At 53.9% G+C, this 18,800-nt stretch carries 15 protein-coding genes and 1 riboswitch; of the genes, 6 read left to right on the plus strand and 9 right to left on the minus strand.

Annotated features, from left to right (window positions below; translation table 11 throughout):
* Window position 1 precedes the first annotated feature (1 nt).
* Both murI and btuB read right to left on the minus strand, forming a co-directional pair.
* Window positions 2-853, minus strand: a complete 852-nt coding sequence (gene murI / locus QEN31_RS22185; protein WP_000201804.1) for a glutamate racemase — start codon at window positions 851-853, stop codon at window positions 2-4.
* Complete coding sequence (btuB, locus tag QEN31_RS22190; RefSeq protein WP_064239805.1) at window positions 798-2,642, minus strand: TonB-dependent vitamin B12 receptor BtuB; 1,845 nt, start codon at window positions 2,640-2,642, stop codon at window positions 798-800. Before btuB ends, murI begins: the two co-directional genes overlap by 56 nt.
* A gap of 66 nt (window positions 2,643-2,708) precedes the next feature.
* Window positions 2,709-2,901: riboswitch (cobalamin riboswitch) on the minus strand.
* 114 nt (window positions 2,902-3,015) lie between these two features.
* On the opposite strand from btuB, the gene trmA reads away from it, so the two are divergent.
* The gene (gene trmA, locus QEN31_RS22195) at window positions 3,016-4,116 is read left to right on the plus strand and encodes a tRNA (uridine(54)-C5)-methyltransferase TrmA (RefSeq protein WP_000186970.1); all 1,101 of its coding nucleotides are present in this window, start codon (window positions 3,016-3,018) and stop codon (window positions 4,114-4,116) included.
* Between the two features lie 46 nt (window positions 4,117-4,162).
* Here the strand turns inward: trmA and QEN31_RS22200 are convergent, their stop codons facing one another.
* Together QEN31_RS22200 and fabR are read right to left on the minus strand one after the other, a co-directional pair.
* Window positions 4,163-4,522: a YijD family membrane protein gene (locus QEN31_RS22200; protein WP_000813837.1), complete on the minus strand. Its 360-nt coding sequence runs from the start codon at window positions 4,520-4,522 to the stop codon at window positions 4,163-4,165.
* 15 nt (window positions 4,523-4,537) lie between these two features.
* Window positions 4,538-5,173: an HTH-type transcriptional repressor FabR gene (gene fabR / locus QEN31_RS22205; protein WP_000971958.1), complete on the minus strand. Its 636-nt coding sequence runs from the start codon at window positions 5,171-5,173 to the stop codon at window positions 4,538-4,540.
* A 198-nt stretch (window positions 5,174-5,371) separates the two neighbouring features.
* Here fabR and sthA point away from each other — a divergent pair, with 198 nt between their 5' ends.
* Window positions 5,372-6,772, plus strand: a complete 1,401-nt coding sequence (gene sthA / locus QEN31_RS22210; protein WP_001120791.1) for a Si-specific NAD(P)(+) transhydrogenase — start codon at window positions 5,372-5,374, stop codon at window positions 6,770-6,772.
* On the opposite strand, the gene oxyR is transcribed toward sthA, so the two are convergent.
* The 4 genes from oxyR to argC all read right to left on the minus strand — a co-directional run bounded on the left by oxyR (window position 6,755) and on the right by argC (window position 11,243).
* On the minus strand, window positions 6,755-7,672 hold the full coding sequence (gene oxyR, locus QEN31_RS22215; protein ID WP_001025919.1) for a DNA-binding transcriptional regulator OxyR: 918 nt from the start codon (window positions 7,670-7,672) through the stop codon (window positions 6,755-6,757). The two genes, sthA and oxyR, sit on opposite strands and share 18 nt — an antisense overlap.
* Before the next feature lie 288 nt (window positions 7,673-7,960).
* Window positions 7,961-9,337: an argininosuccinate lyase gene (gene argH, locus QEN31_RS22220; protein ID WP_001230051.1), complete on the minus strand. Its 1,377-nt coding sequence runs from the start codon at window positions 9,335-9,337 to the stop codon at window positions 7,961-7,963.
* 117 nt (window positions 9,338-9,454) lie between these two features.
* Complete coding sequence (argB, locus tag QEN31_RS22225; protein WP_001575262.1) at window positions 9,455-10,231, minus strand: acetylglutamate kinase; 777 nt, start codon at window positions 10,229-10,231, stop codon at window positions 9,455-9,457.
* 7 nt (window positions 10,232-10,238) lie between these two features.
* Complete coding sequence (gene argC / locus QEN31_RS22230) at window positions 10,239-11,243, minus strand: N-acetyl-gamma-glutamyl-phosphate reductase (protein ID WP_000935332.1); 1,005 nt, start codon at window positions 11,241-11,243, stop codon at window positions 10,239-10,241.
* Between the two features lie 88 nt (window positions 11,244-11,331).
* On the opposite strand from argC, the gene argE reads away from it, so the two are divergent.
* From argE to QEN31_RS22250, 4 genes are all read left to right on the plus strand, one after another.
* The gene (gene argE / locus QEN31_RS22235; protein WP_064239807.1) at window positions 11,332-12,483 is read left to right on the plus strand and encodes an acetylornithine deacetylase; all 1,152 of its coding nucleotides are present in this window, start codon (window positions 11,332-11,334) and stop codon (window positions 12,481-12,483) included.
* A gap of 368 nt (window positions 12,484-12,851) precedes the next feature.
* Window positions 12,852-15,503, plus strand: coding sequence for a phosphoenolpyruvate carboxylase (gene ppc, locus QEN31_RS22240; protein WP_001005548.1), 2,652 nt, complete (start codon window positions 12,852-12,854; stop codon window positions 15,501-15,503).
* A gap of 210 nt (window positions 15,504-15,713) precedes the next feature.
* The gene (locus QEN31_RS22245; RefSeq protein WP_001192092.1) at window positions 15,714-17,447 is read left to right on the plus strand and encodes a phosphoethanolamine transferase CptA; all 1,734 of its coding nucleotides are present in this window, start codon (window positions 15,714-15,716) and stop codon (window positions 17,445-17,447) included.
* A 160-nt stretch (window positions 17,448-17,607) separates the two neighbouring features.
* Entirely contained in the window at window positions 17,608-18,459 is an 852-nt protein-coding gene (locus QEN31_RS22250) for a helix-turn-helix transcriptional regulator (RefSeq protein WP_000274596.1), read from the plus strand.
* Here the strand turns inward: QEN31_RS22250 and QEN31_RS22255 are convergent.
* A complete protein-coding gene (locus QEN31_RS22255; protein ID WP_001007310.1) occupies window positions 18,446-18,799 on the minus strand; it encodes a PTS fructose-like transporter subunit IIB in 354 nt (117 codons plus the stop codon). The genes QEN31_RS22250 and QEN31_RS22255 overlap by 14 nt on opposite strands.
* Between the last annotated feature and the right edge of the window lies 1 nt (window position 18,800).

The following is an 18,800-nucleotide window of genomic DNA, read 5'->3' on the forward strand; positions in this document are numbered from 1 at the left end:
ATTAAACCGCCAGTTTTTCGAGCGTTTCAAAGCCATAACGCTGTAAAACGGGTAATAATTGTTCAGCTCCTGGCGTCATTGCCATGCAATAAGCAATATTGGCATCGGTTGATTTCGCATCCGGCGCTTCATGTTCCAACAGCCAGGCTGTACGACGCGCTATCGCCGCGCCGGAATCCACTAACCTCGTCCCTTCAGGCAGGACTTGCAAAAGCTCGTCCCGTAATAGAGGGAAATGCGTACACCCCAGAACGACCGTGTCAGGCGGCTCCGGCATTCGTAGCCATGGGCGTAATATGCGGCGCAGCTCTTCCAGCGATACCGAGTCGCCATGTAGTTTAGCTTCCGCCAGTTCCACCAGTTCTGCCGACCCCAACATCGCTATCTGACATTCATTGGCGAAGCGCGCAATCAGCTCGTGAGTATAAGGACGTTTGACCGTGGCTCTCGTCGCCAGTAGCCCGACGACGCCATTTGCGGTCAGCCGCGCCGCTGGTTTAATCGCAGGCACAACGCCCACCACCGGGAAGGCAAACTTTTCACGTAATGCGGGAAGTGAGACCGTACTGGCGGTATTACAGGCAATCACCGCCAGTGAAAGGGGATAGCGCTGCTGTACCGCAGTCACAATCTCGACAACGCGCTCGACGATAAACGTTTCACTCTTTTCCCCGTAGGGGAAAGCCACGTTATCGAAAGCATATATATAGTGGAGATCCGGCAGGAGCCGCCGAATCTCATCATAGACCGACAATCCACCGACGCCGGAATCAAATACCAGCACGGTGGGACGTGGTTCAGAAGGTGTAGCTGCCAGACAAGGTGTATTCTCGTCCTGCAGTTTGGTAGCCATAAACTGTCTCGTAATCTTTGTCGAACAGGTTGGCTATTTTACCACGAACTGTCAGATGTGAGGTGACCGGATATGCAACCGTAAGATCCCATAAACTGACGCCGCCCATTTTTACCGTCCGGTATGGGTAAGCGGAGTAGTCCGAATCATATCGGGAACCAAGGTATTGATATGTCACCCCCCAGTCAAAATCGTAAACGTCCCAGTCAAGTTGATATTTTGCCATCTGTTTGGAACGCCGGGGTAATGGCGTATCGGTAACCGCATTATGCGCATCAACGTAATCGTAACTGACCGTATGCGTTAACGGTCCGGTATCGAAATTCGCCGTCGCCTCAATACCTTTAATGCGCGCCTTACCTTCGTTGTAATATTTTTGCAGATGATCGTCATAATCGATCATGTCATTAATATCGTTACGATAACCTGAAATACGCCAGCTGACGCCAGCGGTTAGCCCTTCAAATGCGCCTTCCCACTGTTTACTCTTTTCAGGATTCAGGTTCGGATTACCGTAATAACCATACAGTTGGCCCAAATTAGGCGCTTTGTAGGAGGTTCCGTAGGAGGCAATAAAGCGATAACCTTCTATAAACTCCCATCCGGCGCTGGTTTGCCATGTACCATGACGACCAAACTGGGAGTTGTCATCACTGCGCGCCGCCGCTTCCAGAGTGAAGTCACCCAACTGTTGTAATCCTGTCAGGTAAACCCCGGTATTACGCTGGTCATATCCCTCGGGCACATAGCCGGTACCTGGCGTGGTAGTCTGTTTCTGCCAGTCTACGCCCGCCCCAACATTACCGTGCCCCACGACCACACTGTTGGTCCATTGAACATTGTACTGTTTCATCTCATCCAGCGTGGCGGAGGTATCATACCGGCCATAGTGCGGATCATAGTTGTAATCTTTACTGTGGCTATAGCTTGAAACCAGCTGAGACTGAATACGTTCGCCATTAAAGCGCAGCCCGGCGTCCCAGCTTTGGCTATAAAGTTTGCGTGTATCAATCAGCGGCGAGCCCGGCGAGTAATAGGCGTCGTAATCGGTACGGTTATCATAGCCATAACCACGCACGAATCCGCTCCAGCGATCAGAAAAGGTATGCTCTAACGCGCCATAAAGCGTTTTACTCAAAAAGCCGTCCCGGTCAGGCTGCGCCTGCATCCCGGTACCGCCTTTCGCTACCACGTCAAACCCTTTGGTGTATTCGTAATCGCCGATCAACGTCGCCCGCGTGTTTTCGCCAAGTTGCTGTTGCGTCGAGATGTCGTAATTCTGGTAGCTATTGCTTCCCCATCCAGCGGTTAATTCTGTGCCTGGGTTATCGCGCGTCGTAATGATATTCACTACGCCGCCGATAGCATCGGAACCATAAATAGCGGAGCGCGGACCGCGAATATATTCAATGCGCTGTACCAGCGACACCGGGAACTGGCTGAGATCGGCGGACCCGCTCACGCCTGCTAAATTCAGACGCACGCCGTCAATCAATACCAGTACATGGCTGGAGTTGGTGCCGCGAATGAAAATGGAGGAGTTTTGTCCGGCGCCGCCGCTCTGCGCAATATCGACGCCAGGCAAACGGCGCAGAACATCATTTACGGAGGTCGATTGCCAGCGTTCAATATCCTGACGCGTCACGATGGTAACGGGCGCCAGAACCGCGCTGCGCGGCTGCTGAAAACGGTTGGCGGTGACAACCAGGGTATCCGGGCTAGTGTCCTGCGCCCAAGCGGAAAAGGCCGTGACGGAGAACGCCGTCAGCAGCGTAGCTTTTTTAATCATTGTAAAGCATCCACAATATAAGAAGGATGCCGCAGGCTTCATCGATAGTACGCGATGATGAAAAACCAGATGCGACGTTAGCCGGCAGGTCTTCGGGCTTGGAGGGCTATCCGTTGACTGGATAGCAGAAATGATGACTTCCCGCCGGAGGCAGTGTCTGCTTACGCTCTCATCTCACCTTTCCTTACCGCTGCGCGTCAGCTCCAGATTTTCACTGGATTCCCTATTAACTCACAGGACCGGCCCACGGATGCTACCGTCTGTCACAACACCCTGTCCAGACCGCGCATCACAAATCAGAAATCATCAATAGCTGGACATCCACTGAGCAATCCCTACAATCCCCGCGTACTTTTATTATTCAGGATGCGATATGACCCCCGAACATCTTCCGACAGAACAGTATGAGGCGCAGCTAGCCGAAAAAGTGGCGCGCTTGCAGAGTATGATGGCGCCGTTTTCTGACCTGGTTCCGGAAGTATTTCGCTCGCCGGTCAGTCACTATCGTATGCGTGCGGAATTTCGCCTGTGGCATGACGGCGATGACCTGTACCACATTATGTTTGATCAGCAGACCAAAAGCCGGATTCGCGTTGACACCTTCCCGGCGGCCAGCCAACTGATTAATACCTTAATGAAGGCGATGATTGCCGGCGTGCGCGATAATCATGCACTGCGGCATAAGCTGTTCCAGATGGATTATCTCACGACCTTGAGCAACCAGGCGGTAGTGTCGTTGCTGTACCATAAGAAGCTGGACGAAGAGTGGCGTGAAGCTGCCACTGCGTTACGCGATGCTTTACGCGCGCAAGGTCTGAACGTACACCTGATTGGCCGGGCCACTAAAACCAAAATCGAATTGGATCAGGATTATATTGATGAGCGTCTGCCTGTGGCAGGTAAAGAGATGATCTACCGCCAGGTCGAAAACAGCTTTACGCAGCCAAACGCCGCCATGAATATTCAGATGTTAGAGTGGGCGCTGGAGGTGACGAAAGACTCAAAAGGCGATCTGCTTGAGTTGTATTGCGGCAACGGCAATTTTTCTTTAGCGCTGGCGCGCAATTTTAACCGCGTGCTGGCAACCGAAATCGCCAAACCGTCCGTCGCTGCCGCACAGTACAATATTGCCGCTAATCATATTGATAATGTGCAAATTATTCGCATGGCGGCGGAAGAGTTTACCCTGGCGATGAATGGCGTTCGTGAGTTTAACCGCCTGCAGGGGATCGACCTGAAGGGCTATCAGTGCGAAACCATTTTTGTCGATCCGCCGCGCAGCGGTCTGGACAGCGAAACGGAAAAAATGGTGCAGGCTTATCCACGTATTCTGTACATTTCCTGCAATCCGGAAACGTTGTGCAAAAACCTGGAAACGTTAAGCCAGACGCACACGGTGTCTCGCCTGGCGCTATTCGATCAGTTCCCGTATACACATCATATGGAATGCGGGGTATTACTCACCGCAAGGTAAAATGTACGTCGGATGGCCGGTTATACCGCCATCCGGCATTCGCACACTATTCCGCGGTGTCCTCCTTGCGGTTACGCAGTTTAAAGCCAATCCAGAATACCAGAATCACCGACAGCACCGCCGGGAAGAAATTAGAGCCAATATCCGGATATTCTGCACGCACGACGGTGCTATACAGTAAAACGCCAAGAATGAAACAAGCGGCGGCCAACCCCGGCAAACCTACCGGCATAGTACGATTTTGGTAGCGCTGATGCAGGCAATATACCGTCAGCACCAGCGAGATAACCGGGAATACGGAGAACGGCACAATAGCGCTAAACAGCGCCGCGAATGTGCCGTTAATCGATAAGCCAGCGATGAGCGCCAGCAACAGCGTACCTTTATCTTGACCTGACTGTTTCATTACTCGTCCTTCACGTTATTCGGAATGATGTGCTATTTTCTCTTGCTCACGGCGATACCAGTAATACGCCCCTTTCGCAATCATGCGCAGTTGCAATACCAGCCGCTCTTCTAATTGCCGACGCTGTTCAGCACCGATGTCCAACGCCTCTGCGCCCGCGCTAAAGACAATAGTCACCATCGCTTCGGCCTGGGCTTCAGTAAACGCGCGCGGCATATGGTTTTCGAGTTCCAGATAGTCGGCAAGTTCCGCAATAAAATGCTGAATCTCCCGCGCGACGGCGGCACGAAACGCCGCTGAAGTGCCGGAACGCTCGCGCAACAACAGACGGAAGGCGTTGGGGTTGTTGCCGATAAACTCCATAAATGTGGAGACCGACGTGCGAATGACGCTGCCGCCTTTCGCGATGCGCTGTCGCGCCTGACGCATCAACTGACGCAGCATCAGACCGCTTTCATCCACCATCGTCAGACCGAGTTCATCGACATCGCGAAAATGACGGTAAAACGACGTTGGCGCAATGCCCGCTTCACGCGCCACCTCACGCAAACTCAGGCTGGCAAAACTCCGCTCAGCGCTCAGTTGGCTGAATGCGGCTTCCACCAGCGAACGCCGGGTTTTTTCTTTTTGTTGCGCTCTAACACCCATCACAATGTCTGAATCCTTCCATATGCCTTATTCGGCACTATACCAGAGAATAAAAGTAACGGGTTCACACTGGATTGTGAATGATTGTTTACAGACAGTTTGTGCTCCGGCTTCGCAAAAAAGCACAACGATAATTGGGTTAAAGCTGGGCAAATGTTATCATCGTGTTTATTTTATGTATAAAAACAGGTGAGTAATACCATGCCACATTCCTGGGATTATGATGCAGTCGTCATAGGGTCAGGCCCCGGCGGTGAAGGCGCTGCAATGGGTCTGGTTAAGCAAGGAGCACGCGTCGCGGTGATTGAGCGTTATCATAACGTTGGCGGCGGATGTACCCACTGGGGCACCATCCCATCCAAAGCCCTTCGCCACGCCGTCAGCCGCATTATTGAATTTAATCAAAACCCGCTCTATAGCGACCACTCCCGTCTCCTTCGTTCTTCTTTCGCCGATATCCTTAATCATGCCGATAACGTGATTAATCAACAAACGCGTATGCGTCAGGGGTTTTATGAGCGTAACCACTGTGAAATCTTGCAGGGCAACGCCCATTTTATTGACGAACATACCCTGGCGCTGGAATGCCATGACGGCACGGTTGAAACCCTGACGGCAGAAAAATTTGTTATTGCCTGTGGTTCGCGTCCTTACCATCCCAGTGATGTGGATTTCTCGCATCCGCGCATTTATGACAGCGACTCAATCCTGAGTCTCCACCATGAACCGCGCCACGTTATTATTTACGGCGCCGGCGTTATCGGCTGCGAATATGCGTCCATCTTCCGCGGTATGGATGTGAAAGTGGATCTGATCAACACCCGCGATCGCCTGCTGGCCTTTCTCGATCAGGAGATGTCCGACTCTCTCTCTTACCATTTCTGGAATAGCGGCGTGGTTATTCGCCACAATGAAGAGTATGAGAAAATCGAAGGCTGCGATGATGGCGTCATCATGCACCTGAAATCCGGCAAAAAACTGAAGGCTGACTGCCTGCTCTATGCTAATGGCCGTACCGGTAACACCGATTCGCTGGCGCTGGAGAATATTGGTCTGGAAACAGACAGCCGTGGACAGCTCAAAGTCAACAGTATGTACCAGACCGCCCTGCCGCACGTCTATGCGGTGGGCGACGTGATTGGCTATCCCAGTCTGGCCTCCGCCGCTTACGATCAGGGGCGTATTGCAGCGCAGGCGCTGGTGAAAGGCGAAGCGACCGCACATCTTATCGAAGATATCCCCACCGGGATTTATACCATTCCGGAAATCAGTTCTGTCGGCAAAACCGAGCAGCAGTTAACGGCAATGAAAGTGCCTTACGAAGTGGGCCGCGCGCAGTTTAAGCATCTGGCGCGAGCGCAAATCGTCGGCATGAACGTCGGCACGCTAAAAATTCTCTTCCACCGCGAAACCAAAGAAATTCTGGGGATTCACTGCTTTGGCGAACGCGCCGCCGAAATTATTCATATCGGCCAGGCGATCATGGAGCAGAAAGGTGGCGGTAACACCATCGAATACTTCGTTAACACCACCTTTAACTACCCAACCATGGCGGAAGCTTATCGGGTTGCGGCGTTGAACGGCTTAAACCGCCTGTTTTAACGCCTTGTCGAAATGGCCATCCATTGCGCCACGGATGGCCTCTGCCAGTTGCTCATAACGGCTACGCAGCGGCGATCCCGGGCGATAAACCAGCCCCACGGTACGACGCGGCTCCGGCTTAATGCATGGCAGATAAACCACGCCGTCGCGCTTACGCTCCTGCGGTACGGCCAGCGCGGGGAGTAGTGTAATACCACTGCCCGCCGCCACCATGTTACGCAGCGTTTCCAGACTGGTCGCCCGGAAATGGGTATCTTCATCCGCTCCCGCTTCAAAACAGAACCCCATCGCCTGATCGCGCAGACAGTGGCCATCTTCCAGCATCAGCAATTTCTCGCCCGCCAGATCGGACATCGGCACGCGATCGCGATTCGCCCACGGATGATCCTCATAAATAGCCAGCATCATGGGCTCATCAAACAGCGGCACTTCGATAAACGCCTCGCTCTCTTTCACCAGCGCCAGAATAGCGCAGTCAAGCTTGCCGCTATCGAGTTGCGCTAACAACTGATGCGTTTGCGCCTCATGCAGATACATTTCCAGCTTCGGGAAAGTCTGGTGCAACATTGGAATGATAAGCGGCAGCAAATAGGGACCAATCGTTGGGATTAAACCAATATGCAGCGGGCCGGACATCGTCTCGCCTTGTTGGCTTGCCATCTCCTTGAGCACCTTGACCTCACGCAGTACGGTACGCGCCTGATCCACCAGCAGTAAGCCCGCCTGGGTAAACAGCACCTTACGGCTCGTACGCTCCAGCAGCATAACGCCCAGCTCATCTTCCAGCTTGCGTATTTGCCCACTAAGGGTTGGCTGGCTGACGTGACAGGAGTCCGCCGCTCGCCGGAAATGGCGATGTTCGGCTAACGCCACCAGATATTCAAGATCACGAATATTCATTATTCATCCTCCGTCGCCACGATAGTTCATGGCGATAGGTAGCATAGCAACGAACGATTATCCCTATCAACCTTTCTGATTAATAATACATCACAGAACGGAGCGGTTTCTCGTTTAACCCTTGAAGACACCGCCCGTTCAGAGGGTATCTCTCGAACCCGAAATAACTAAAGCCAACGTGAACTTTTGCGGACCTCTGGTCCGCTTTTTTTTCGCGTAAAAAAGCCCGGCGTCGCTGATGCTTGCTCGGCCGGGCAGTATTGCCTGATGGCGCTACGCTTATAAGGCCTACAACGCGAGGCGCGCCTTCGCATCGTTGATCGCCTGTGCCACCTGCAGCGGAGAAACGCCGCCTTTTGCCGCCCGTTTATCCAGACACGACTGCAAAGACAATATCGGATACACATCGTCGCCAATCACGCGGCTGAATTTCTGTAAATCGGCCAGCGGCAACGCTTCCAGCGGCTTACCCTGGCGAATAGCTTCTACCACCGCTTCGCCAACAATATGGTGCGCTTCGCGGAACGGCACGCCTTTCGCGACCAGGTAATCCGCCAGCTCCGTGGCGTTGGCATACCCCTGTTGCGCCGCGTCCTGACAACGTGGGCGTTTCACCTGAATACCGTCCAGCACCAACGCCGCCATATGCAGGCAGTCAAGCCAGGTATCGAGCGCATCGAACAGCCCTTCTTTGTCTTCCTGCATATCTTTGTTATACGCCAGCGGCAGACCTTTTAAAGTCATCATCATGCCGGTTAGCGCCCCTTGTACGCGACCGCACTTACCGCGAATCAGCTCCAGCGCGTCCGGGTTTTTCTTCTGCGGCATTAACGATGAACCGGAAGTCACGCGGTCAGAAAGCTCTACAAAGCCCGCTTCACCAGAATTAAAGAAAATCAGATCTTCCGCGAAGCGTGACAGATGCACCATGCCGATAGCCGCATCAGAAAGCAGTTCCAGTACGTGGTCACGATCGGACACGCTGTCCAGGCTGTTGCGGGTCGCAGACGTAAAGCCCAGCCAGCCTGCCAATTGTTCACGGTCAATTTCATAGGCCGTTCCCGCCAACGCGCCGCAGCCTAGCGGACTCACGTCCAGACGTTTAAGCGTGTCCTGCAGGCGGCTTTCATCGCGCGCCAGCATTTCGACATACGCGAGACACCAGTGGGCGAAAGTCACTGGCTGCGCGCGTTGCAGATGGGTATATCCCGGCATTACCGCGTCCTGGTTCGCCTGCGCGGTTTCCACCAGCGCGCTCTGTAGCTGGCGGTTAGCGGTAAGCAGTTCCCTCACCGTCTCTTTGCACCACAGTTTCAGGTCCGTCGCCACCTGATCGTTACGGCTGCGTCCGGTGTGCAGCTTTTTACCCAACTGACCCACTTTGTCGATGAGCTTACCTTCCACCCAGCTATGGATATCTTCCGCATCGCTTTGCAGGATTTGCTGCGGATTCGCGCGAACCTCCTCCAGCAGCACGTTCAGCGCTTCTTCCAACTGTCGTTGCTCATCGGCAGTCAGTACGCCTACCGTGACCAATGCTTTAGACCAGGCCACAGAACCGACAATATCCTGCTCCGCCAGACGGTAATCGAAGCGCAACGAATCATTGAATTGTTTAAACCGCTGGTCTGCCGCCTGTGTAAAACGCCCACCCCAAAGTGCCATAATAGACTTCCTTAAATTCTTCGAATTTCACTGCCGGATGGCGCTACGCTTATCCGGCCTATAATTTCTGTTCACGCAGGACCGATAAGGCGCAGCCGCCATCGGGCGAACAAATAGTTAAGCCAGAATACGCGTGCCAATCGGCGTACCGTTAAACAGCGCCGGCAGTTGCTCCGCATGACGCCAGGAAGCGATATCCACCGGGCGACCCAGCGCCCGCGCAGCATCGAGAGCCGCATTCACTTTCACAATCATCCCGTCGGTAATAATGCCCTGGTCGATAAGCTGCTCGGCTTTGGACGCCGTCATTTCGGCGATACGCTGGCCTTTGCCGTCCAGAATACCGCTCACGTCGGAAAGCAGGATCAGATCGGCCCCCAGCGTCGCCGCCAGCGCGGTTGCCGCCTGATCGGCGTTGACGTTCATCAGTTGGCCGTCGTCTGTTACGCCAATGGAGCTGACCACTGGCAGAAAGCCGTTTTCCAGCAACATGTTAATCAGCTTCGGCGACCCCGGTTGCGCCAGCCCGACGTGGCCTAACGCTTCATCGAGTTGGGTCACGTTTACGCTGTCGCCATCGCCCAGAAACAGACCAACAGAGGCGATATGGTGTTTCTTCGCCCAGGCCAGCAGAGTTTTGTTAGCGGTTCCCGCCAGCGCGCCGGTAATGATGCCAATCTGATCGGCAGGCGTCACGCGCAGGCCATCTTTCTTTTTCACTGGCAAATTCAGCCCTTTCATCAGCTCATCCACCACGCAACCGCCGCCGTGAACAATCACCAGCGGACGCTGATGGGACTCACGATAGTTGACCAGCGCGGTAAAAAGACGTTCCAGAGCCTCTTCGCTATCCAGTAATACGCCACCCAGCTTGATAATTAATGGATTCATCATTTCACCCTTAAATAAGAGACTGCGTTTCAGCGAAGCCAAAACGAATATTAGCGCACTGCACCGCCTGCGCCGCTGCGCCTTTCAACAAGTTGTCTTCGGTTGCCACCACAATCAGATGTTCGCCCTGGACGGCAAAACCAATATCGCAGAACGGCAGCCCGACGACGTTCTTTAACGCCGGAACGCCTTTGTCATACAGGCGCACCAGCGGTTTGTCGCCATAGGCTTTTTGCAACACGTCGGCGACCTGCGCATGGGTTACTCCCGCTTTCAGGCGGCAGGTAATGGTTTCCAGAATCCCGCGCGGAAAATTCCCCAGATGCGGGGTGAAGATGACCTCCGCGCCCAGATGGGCGGCGATTTCCGGCTGATGACGATGCGTAAACACGCCATACGGTTGCAAACTCACTTCACAGAAACTGTTCGATATTGCCGCCTTGCGCCCCGCGCCGCTCACCCCGCTGGTGGCATTAATTACCGGCCACTGCGTCAGATCCAGAAGCCCGCCGTCAATCAGCGGTTTTAGCGACAACTGCGCTGCGGTTGGATAGCAACCAGGAACCGCAATCAGATTCGCCGTGTTCAGTTTATCGGCATTCCACTCCGCCAGGCCGTACACCGCCTGCTCCAGCAGCTCAGGATACTGATGAGTAAATCCGTAATACTTTTCATAGAAGGCGCGATCGTTTACCCGAAACGCGCCGGAAAGATCGAATACGACGCATCCGGCCTGTAAAAACTGCGGCGCCAGATCGTGGCTCACTTCATGCGCTGTCGCCAGGAACACCACATCAACATCTGCGCTAAAGTCACGTACATCCGACATCGGTTGCAATGGCAGGTCGACAATCCCTTTTAACTGCGGATGTAAATCAGAAATTAACTTTCCTGCATCATTGCTTTGCGCTGAGACGGTCAAAGCGGTTATGGTCATATGTGGGTGGCGATTTACGTAGCTTACAAGCTCTGCGCCCGCATAACCGCTAGCGCCTACAATCAGCGTATTCAACATCGGGTTCCTTTATGCTCAACGTTAATGTATTTTTATTCATAATTAATGCATGAATATTGATACTATCATGACCTGAGGTGTGTCAACAATGAAAAACGTTTTACCGCCATTTATCGAGATTTACCGCGCTTTGATTGCCACACCGTCGATAAGCGCAACCGAAGAATCCCTGGATCAAAGTAATGCGTCTTTAATCACTTTGCTTGCAGGCTGGTTCAGCGATCTTGGTTTCAACGTAGAGGTTCAACCGGTTCCAGGAACGCGAAACAAATTTAATATGCTCGCCAGCACCGGACATGGCGCGGGCGGTTTGCTGCTGACCGGCCATACCGACACAGTTCCCTTTGATGACGGACGCTGGACGCGCGACCCGTTCACGCTGACCGAGCACGACAATAAGCTCTATGGTCTGGGCACTGCGGATATGAAAGGCTTCTTCGCTTTTATTCTGGACGCGCTACGTGACGTTGACGTCACAAAGTTGAAAAAGCCGCTCTACATTCTGGCGACCGCCGATGAAGAGACCAGCATGGCGGGGGCGCGTTATTTTTCCGAAACCACGGCATTACGTCCGGACTGCGCGATCATTGGCGAACCGACGTCGTTGCAACCGATACGCGCGCACAAAGGGCATATCTCTAATGTCGTTCGCGTCCTGGGGCAGTCCGGTCATTCCAGCGACCCGGCGCGTGGGGTTAACGCCATTGAACTGATGCACGATGCGATTGGCCATATCATGCAACTGCGTGACTCGCTGAAAGCGCGGTATCACTACGAGGCGTTTACCGTTCCGTATCCAACGCTGAATCTGGGCCATATTCACGGCGGCGATGCCTCAAACCGTATCTGCGCCTGCTGCGAATTGCATATGGATATTCGTCCACTGCCGGGCATGACGTTAAACGACCTTAATGGACTGCTTAACGACGCGCTGACCCCGGTAAGCGAACGCTGGCCGGGCCGCCTGACGGTGGCGGAATTACATCCGCCGATTCCAGGTTATGAGTGTCCACCGGACCACCAACTGGTTGAAGTAGTAGAAAAACTGTTGGGTACGAAAACCGACGTGGTGAACTACTGTACTGAAGCGCCGTTTATGCAGACATTATGCCCAACGCTGGTGCTTGGTCCGGGCTCAATCAATCAGGCGCATCAGCCGGATGAATATCTCGAAACGCGTTTTATTAAGCCAACCCGGGAATTGATTACCCAGGTAGTACACCATTTTTGCTGGCATTAATGCATATTGCCCGGTGACACGATGTTTACCGGGCCTCCCCCGTCTTGTAGGCCGGATAAGCGCAGCGCCATCCGGCATCTCTACGCCACATGTTCATAAGCATTTCTTATTTGGCACGATGCGAATTAACTTTAATAAATTACCGCCATTTTTTCGTTTGCTGAACCGATTTCGCAGTAATTGACGCCACGGGTTTTACGTGGCTTTATAAAAGACGGCTAAAAAGCAAAGCCCGAAAAATTTCACGTCACAGCAAGGCGGCAAACGAGCCCATTCCGCAGAACTGGCATACGGGCGAGCGCAGCCACTGCCGCTGTGGCATGAAAGAGACAGGGCAATTACATTAAAGATGGGGTGTCTGGGGTCATATGAACGAACAATATTCCGCGTTGCGTAGTAATGTCAGTATGCTCGGCAAGGTGCTGGGAGAAACCATCAAGGATGCGCTGGGAGAACACATTCTTGATCGCGTAGAAACAATCCGTAAGCTATCCAAATCTTCACGCGCCGGCAATGAAGCTAATCGCCAGGAGCTGCTCACCACGCTACAAAATTTGTCTAATGACGAGCTGCTGCCAGTTGCGCGCGCGTTTAGTCAGTTCCTGAACCTGGCCAATACTGCCGAGCAATACCACAGCATTTCGCCAAAAGGCGAAGCCGCCAGCAACCCGGAAGTGATTGCCCGCACTCTGCGCAAACTGAAAAACCAACCGGACCTCAACGACGCAACCATCAAAAAAGCGGTAGAGTCGCTGTCGCTGGAGTTGGTGCTAACCGCCCATCCGACAGAAATTACCCGCCGTACGCTTATTCACAAAATGGGTGAAATCAACAACTGTCTGAAACAGCTTGATAATACCGATATCGCCGACTACGAACGCCACCAGGTGATGCGTCGCCTGCGCCAGTTGATTGCCCAATCCTGGCATACGGATGAGATCCGCAAGCAGCGTCCAAGCCCGGTGGATGAAGCCAAATGGGGCTTCGCCGTGGTTGAGAACAGCCTGTGGCAGGGCGTACCTAACTATCTGCGTGAACTGAACGAACAGCTGGAAGAAAATCTCGGCTACAAATTGCCGGTGGATTTTGTGCCGGTACGTTTTACCTCCTGGATGGGCGGCGACCGTGACGGCAACCCGAACGTGACGGCGGATATCACCCGCCACGTACTCTTGTTAAGCCGCTGGAAAGCCACCGATCTGTTCCTGAAAGACATTCATGTTCTGGTATCAGAACTGTCGATGGTCGACGCCACGCCGGAGCTACTGGCGTTAGTGGGCGAAGAAGGCGCGTCTGAGCCGTATCGCTACCTGATGAAAAAATTGCGCGCCCGTCTGATGGCGACCCAGTCCTGGCTGGAAGCGCGTCTGAAAGGCGAGAAGCTGCCCAAACCGGCTGGCCTGCTGACGCAAAACGAGCAGCTCTGGGAACCTCTGTACGCCTGCTACCAGTCGTTACAGGCCTGCGGCATGGGCATTATCGCCAACGGCGAGTTACTCGACACGCTCCGCCGCGTGAAGTGTTTCGGCGTACCGCTGGTGCGTATTGATATCCGTCAGGAGAGCACCCGCCATACCGAAGCGCTGGGCGAAATTACCCGCTACCTCGGTATTGGCGACTACGAAAGCTGGTCGGAAGCCGACAAGCAAGCCTTCCTGATCCGCGAACTGAACTCCAAACGTCCGCTGCTGCCGCGTAACTGGGAGCCGAGCAACGATACCCGCGAAGTGCTTGAAACCTGCAAGGTTATTGCCGAAGCGCCAAAAGGATCGATCGCCGCCTACGTAATTTCAATGGCGAAAACGCCGTCTGATGTGCTGGCTGTGCATCTGCTGCTGAAAGAGGCAGGTATCGGCTTTGCCATGCCGGTCGCGCCGCTGTTTGAAACCCTCGACGACCTGAACAATGCCGACGACGTGATGACCCAGTTGTTGAATATCGACTGGTATCGCGGGCTGATTCAGGGTAAGCAGATGGTCATGATCGGCTACTCCGACTCGGCGAAAGACGCCGGCGTTATGGCCGCGTCATGGGCGCAGTATCAGGCGCAGGACGCCCTGATCAAAACCTGTGAAAAAGCTGGCATCGAGCTTACCCTCTTCCACGGCCGCGGCGGATCTATTGGCCGTGGCGGCGCGCCAGCCCACGCGGCGCTGCTTTCGCAACCGCCAGGCAGTCTGAAAGGCGGTCTGCGCGTGACCGAGCAGGGCGAGATGATCCGCTTCAAATACGGCCTGCCGGAAGTCACCGTCAGCAGCCTCTCGCTCTACACCAGCGCAATTCTGGAAGCAAACCTGCTGCCGCCGCCGGAACCGAAAGACAGCTGGCGTCATATTATGGATGAGCTTTCCGTCATCTCCTGTGAAACCTACCGCGGCTACGTGCGCGAAAATAAAGACTTTGTACCGTACTTCCGCTCCGCGACGCCGGAGCAAGAGTTGGGCAAATTGCCGCTCGGCTCACGTCCGGCGAAACGTCGTCCAACTGGCGGCGTCGAATCGCTGCGCGCGATTCCGTGGATCTTCGCCTGGACGCAAAACCGCCTGATGCTGCCAGCCTGGCTGGGCGCGGGTACTGCGCTGCAAAAAGTGGTGGAAGACGGTAAACAAAGCGAACTGGAAGCCATGTGCCGCGACTGGCCGTTCTTCTCCACGCGTCTTGGGATGCTGGAAATGGTGTTCTCGAAAGCCGACCTGTGGCTGGCCGACTATTACGATCAGCGCCTGGTGGCGAAAACGCTTTGGCCGCTGGGCAAAGAGCTACGAGACCTACTGGAAGAAGACATTAAAGTGGTGCTGGCGATTGCCAACGATTCGCACCTGATGGCCGACTTACCGTGGATTGCGGAGTCCATTCAGTTAAGAAACGTTTATACCGATCCATTAAACGTATTGCAGGCCGAATTGCTGTATCGTTCCCGTCTGACTGAAGAGCAGGGCAAATCGCCCGATCCTCGCGTCGAACAGGCGTTGATGGTCACGATTGCGGGCGTCGCCGCCGGTATGCGCAACACCGGCTAACGCAAAAAGAGAGCCGCTCTCACGCAGTTATGTGGGGGCGGCATGAAATACTGCTGTCATCCTCGTCATTTTTTCAATATATTCCTGTCTGCATTTTATGCATTTGTAAATCTTTCTTAGCAAAACGTGCGGCATAAAGCAGGTTTGCTTCAGATTCTTTTAAGGTTCAGGCGTTACGTTTGGCGCTACGATTAAAGACAGGCTCTCATTATGCAATCCACATTACTCCAGACTAAACCCGCGTTTAGCTGGAAAGCCCTGGGCTGGGCACTGCTCTACTTTTGGTTCTTTTCCACCCTCCTGCAGGCCATTATTTATCTCACCGGATACAGCGGGACAAACGGTCTGCGGGATTCGCTACTGTACAGCTCACTGTGGCTGATCCCGGTCTTTCTGTTTCCAGGCCGCATCCGGGTTATTGCTGCCGTTATTGGCGTCGTACTCTGGGCCGCCTCGCTGGCGGCGCTGAGCTATTACGTAATCTACGGGCAGGAGTTCTCGCAAAGCGTGCTGTTTGTGATGTTTGAAACCAACGCCAATGAAGCCAGCGAATATTTAAGCCAATATTTCAGTCTGAAAATTGTTCTTGTCGCGCTGGCTTATACGGTGGCGGCGATTTTGCTGTGGACACGTCTGCGCCCGGTTTATATTCCATCCCCCTGGCGTTATCTGGTGTCGTTTGCCCTGCTGTACGGGCTGATCCTCCATCCCATCGCGATGAATACCTTTATCAAGCATAAGTCGATGGAGAAAACGCTGGATAGCCTGGCATCACGAATGGAACCCGCCGCGCCGTGGCAATTTATTACTGGCTACTATCAGTACCGTTTACAGCTCGCCTCGCTGAATAAACTGCTGAATGAAAACGATGCCCTGCCGCCGCTGGCTAACTTCCAGGACCACTCCGGCGATGCGCCGCGCACGCTGGTACTGGTGATTGGCGAATCGACCCAGCGTGGCCGTATGAGTCTGTACGGTTATCCGCGCGAAACCACGCCGGAACTGGACGCGCTGCATAAAACCGACCCCGGGCTGACCGTGTTTAATAACGTGGTAACTTCGCGACCGTACACCATTGAGATCCTGCAACAGGCGCTAACGTTCGCGGACGAAAAGAACCCGGACTGGTATCTGACGAAGCCATCGCTGATGAATATGATGAAACAGGCCGGGTATAAAACCTTCTGGATCACTAACCAGCAGACGATGACGGCGCGTAATACCATGCTGACCGTGTTCTCCAAGCAGACTGATAAGCAGTTCTATATGAACCAGCAGCGCACTCAAAGCGCGCGCGAATATGACAGCAACGTGCTGGCGCCGTTTAAAGCGGTGTTAGCCGACCCGGCGCCGAAAAAATTCATTATTGTGCATCTGCTGGGAACGCATATTAAATACAAGTTCCGCTATCCAGAAAACCAGGGCAAGTTTGATGGTAAAACCGACCATGTTCCGCCGGGATTAAGCAGCGACGAACTGGAGTCGTATAACGATTACGACAACGCGAACCTGTATAACGACTATGTTGTCGCCAGCCTGATTAAGGACTATAAAGCGACCGATCCGAACGGTTTCCTGCTTTACTTCTCCGATCACGGTGAAGAAGTGTATGACACGCCGCCGCATAAGACGCAGGGACGAAACGAAGATTCGCCAACCCGTCATATGTATACGGTGCCGTTCCTGCTGTGGACCTCAGAGAAATGGCAGGCAGCGCATCCGCGCGACTTCTCACAGGATGTCGATCGTAAGTACAGCAGTTCCGAGCTTATCCACACCTGGTCGGACTTAGCGGGCCTGACCTATGATGGCTACGACCCGACGCGTTCCATCACCAACCCGCAGTTCAAAGAGACCACGCGCTGGATTGGCAACCCGTATAAGAAAAACGCGCTGATTGATTATGATACGTTGCCGTATGGCGATCAGGTCGGTAATCAATAGCCTGTATGTTGCCCGATAACGCTAACGCTTATCGGGCCTGGCGTTCTTCTCTTCCGTAGTCCGGATAAGGCGCAAAGCGCCGCTATCCGGCAATAATTGCTTGAGGACATCGGTTTTCGACGTTACTGTTTCCTCTGTTTGCGATCGGCAGGGGATTATCATGTATCACGACGTCAGCCACCTTCTCTCCCGTCTCATCAACGGCCCGCTGCCGCTGCGCCAGATTTATTTTGCCAGCGCCAGCGGCCCAGCGCCGGAACTGGCGTACCAGGTGGATTTTCCGCGGCTGGAGATTGTGCTGGAGGGCGAGCTTACTGACATGAGCATTACCGCCCCGCTCATTCCTTGCGATGTTCTCTACGTTCCGGCTGGCGGCTGGAACATCCCGCAATGGCAAACGCCCGTCACCACCCTGAGCATTCTGTTTGGCAAACAGCAGTTAGGTTTCAGCGTGGTCCACTGGGACGGTCAGCAGCATCAAAACCTCACGAAACAGCACGTTGCGCGCCGTGGCCCGCGTATCGGCTCGTTCCTGTTACAAACGCTTAATGAGATGCAGATGCAGCCGCAAGAGCAGCAAACGGCCAGATTGATTGTCGCCAGCCTACTAAGCCATTGCCGCGATCTGCTCGGCAGCCAAATCCAGACCGCCTCCCGCAGCCGCGCGCTTTTTGAAGCCATTCGGGAGTATATTGATGAACGCTACGCCGCGCCGTTGACGCGCGAATCGGTAGCACAAGCGTTTTATATCTCGCCAAATTACCTCTCGCACCTGTTCCAGAAAACGGGGGCCATCGGCTTTAACGAATACCTGAACCATACGCGACTGGAACACGCCAAAACGTTGCTGAAGGGCTATGACCTGAAAGTGAAAGAGGTGGCGCACCGTTGCGGCTTTGTCGACAGTAACTATTTCTGCCGCCTGTTTCGCAAAAATACGGAACGCTCACCGTCGGAGTATCGCCGCCAGTATCACAGCCAGCTAACGGAAAAGCAGATTACTCCAGGATAAGGTGGGTATGTTGCGGCGCGGAAAGGAGTTTACGCACAGCGCTCATTACCCGCTGTGGCTCCCGCAAAAAAGCGCTGATCCCCGACTGGACATAGCGACTCCGGGTAAATCGCTCCACGCCCGCCAGCTCGATATCGGTAATGAGCAACACGACATCGGCACGGCGGATATCCTCTTCCGTTAAGCGGTTCTCTGTACCGAGTGCCCCCTGGGTTTCAATCTTGATGCTCCACTTCTCCTGCTGGCAAAGTTTTTCCAGCCGTTCAGCTGCCATATAGGTATGCGCTACACCGCTCACGCAGGCGGTCACTGCCACCAGATGCCGTACAGGTATTGCCATA

The sequence above is a fragment of the Salmonella sp. SA15303 genome (genome assembly GCF_029962125.1).
GTDB classification, from domain to species: domain Bacteria; phylum Pseudomonadota; class Gammaproteobacteria; order Enterobacterales; family Enterobacteriaceae; genus Salmonella; species Salmonella enterica.